Below are 2406 nucleotides of genomic sequence, written 5' to 3'. Positions count from 1 at the left end.
CGGCGGACGCGACGGCGGACGCGGCGGCCGCCGACACACCGGGTCCGGACGGGTCCGGCGCCGGCGTGGGAGACTCGGACCGTGCGGTCGGCGATGGCGGAACGAGCGACTCGAGGTGAACCATGGACATGAACGATGAGAGCCGCGAGCTCCTGCTCATCTGCGGGATGTCCGGTGCGGGCAAGGGCACGGCGTCGAAGGTGCTCGAGGAGTTCGGCTGGTACGTCGTGGACAACCTCCCGCTGAAGTTCATCGGAGAACTGGTGGATCGGCTCGGCGAGACGGAGGAGGAACCCCGGAGGTTCGCGATCGTGGCGGACGTCCGCAGCCTGGGGTTCGACGAGCACATCGGCGAACTGCTGGGGCGCTTCGACGGACGCCCGCAGGCGAGGATCCTGTTCCTGGACGCCTCCGACGAAGCCCTGGTCAAACGCTTCAACAACGTCAGGCGGTCCCACCCCCTTCAGTCGGGTGACGGCCTGATCGACGGTATCCAGCGGGAACGCAAGGTGCTGGAGGGGATCCGCGGCCGCGCCGACGTCGTGGTCGACACCACCGCGCTGAGCGTCCACGACCTGCGGCACCGGCTCGAGAAGCCGTTCGGTGACCTGGGGTTCGACTTCCACCTCACCGTCGAGTCCTTCGGCTTCAAGTACGGGGTACCGGTGGATGTGGACATGCTGCTCGACATGCGGTTCCTGCCCAACCCGCACTGGATCCCGGAGCTGCAGGCGCACACCGGCCGCGAGAAGCCCGTCCAGGACTACGTGCTGGCGGACGAGTCCATCGAGGAGTATCTCCGCGCCGCGGTGACGATGATCGGTCTCGCGATGACCGGGTACCGGCGGGAGGGCAAGCGGTACATGACCATCGCGGTCGGGTGCACCGGCGGTAAACACCGGAGCGTGGCGATCTCCGAGTCACTGGCCGGGCGGCTCGCCGGCCTCGACTCCGTCGACGTCCACGTCCGGCACCGTGACCTCGGACGAGAGTGATCGCATGACCGACCAGGCCACGGTCGACGGATCCGACCGGATGGGATCACTCGTCGCGCTCGGCGGAGGACACGGGTTGTCGGCGACCCTGCGCGCCGGACGGATGGTGGCCGACCACGTGACCGCGGTGGTGACCGTCGCCGACGACGGCGGTTCCTCCGGGCGTCTCCGGCGCGAACTCGACATCCTGCCCCCCGGAGACCTCCGGATGGCACTGTGCGCACTCGCCGCCGACGACGACGAGCACGAGCAGCTGACCAGCCTGTTCCAGCACCGCTACGGCGGAACCGGTGCTCTGGCGGGCCACGCCGTGGGAAACCTCGTCTACGCGGGGTTCTGGGAACTCCTCGGCGATCCCGTCAAGGCGCTCGACGCCGTCGGGTCGATGCTCGGGGTGACCGGGCGCGTGCTCCCCATGTCTCCGGTCGCCCTCGACATCGCCGCGGAGGTCGTCGGCCTGGAAGCCGACCCCCGGGTCGTGCGCACGATCATCGGCCAGGTCGCGGTGGCGACCACCCCCGGCAGCGTGCGGCGGGTACGCCTCATCCCCGCCGACCCGCCCGTGGCGGAGGGCGTCGTCGAGGCCATCGAGGCCGCGGACATGGTCGTCCTGGGGCCGGGATCGTGGTTCACGAGCGTCATCCCGAACGTGCTGGTGCCCGAGATCGCGTCCGCCCTGGCCCGCACGGCCGCGACCCGGGCGCTCGTCCTCAACCTGGCGCCGCAGCACGGGGAGACCGCCGGGTTCTCCGCCGAACAGCACCTCCACGTCCTGCGCCAACATGCGCCCGAGGTCGACGTCGACGTCGTCCTGGTGGACCCGCGGATGCCGCTCAGCGGGACCGAGCGCGAGCACCTCGACCGCGCCGCGGCGGGCCTCGGCGCGCGGGTCATGGTGGCGGACATCGCCAGGACGGCACCGGATGGGACGATGAGACCCGTACACGACCCCGCACTGCTCGCCCGGGCGCTCGCCGCCACGGTGACGGCGGGGGCCGATGAATGACCGGAGAACGAAGGAGCAGGGCGTGTCACTGACCGCACAGGTCAAGTCCGAACTGGTGAGGGTCCCGGTGGGCAACTCCGAGACCAGGAAGGCGGAGATCGCCTCGCTCCTGCGGTTCGCGGGCACCCTCCAGGTCCTCTCGGGACGCCTGGTGATCGAGGCGGAGGTCGATTCGGGTGAGATCGCCGATCGCCTGTCCGGGGAACTCGACTCGCTGTTCTCGGTCCCCTGCGAGATCCACCCGATCGGGGGATCCGGGGGGAAGCCGGCCCGGAAGTTCGTTCTGCGGGTGATCGACCGGGGTGCGGACCTGACCCGCCAACTCGGCCTGGTCGACAGCGCCGGTCGCACGGTCCGCGGGTTGCCCGCCGCGGTGGTCGGCGGGTCCGTCGCGGCCGCGGAGGC

Annotated in this window: 3 protein-coding genes; all 3 read left to right on the top strand. The window is 70.7% G+C overall.

All coding sequences use genetic code 11. The features are described 5' to 3' along the window. The first annotated feature begins 122 nt into the window (after positions 1–122). On the top strand, positions 123–995 hold the full coding sequence (rapZ, locus tag G6020_RS10385) for an RNase adapter RapZ (RefSeq protein ID WP_179525333.1): 873 nt from the start codon (positions 123–125) through the stop codon (positions 993–995). Positions 996–999: 4 nt separating this feature from the next. Then, on the top strand, positions 1000–2001 hold the full coding sequence (gene yvcK, locus G6020_RS10380) for a uridine diphosphate-N-acetylglucosamine-binding protein YvcK (protein ID WP_182610570.1): 1002 nt from the start codon (positions 1000–1002) through the stop codon (positions 1999–2001). Between the two features lie 22 nt (positions 2002–2023). Next, positions 2024–2406, top strand: a 383-nt coding sequence (gene whiA / locus G6020_RS10375) for a DNA-binding protein WhiA (RefSeq protein WP_182610569.1), incomplete at its 3' end; no start/stop codon positions are given.

The sequence above is a fragment of the Dietzia sp. B19 genome (assembly GCF_014145155.1).
Taxonomy (GTDB): domain Bacteria; phylum Actinomycetota; class Actinomycetes; order Mycobacteriales; family Mycobacteriaceae; genus Dietzia; species Dietzia natronolimnaea.
This window is presented reverse-complemented; position numbering and strand designations above follow the sequence as displayed.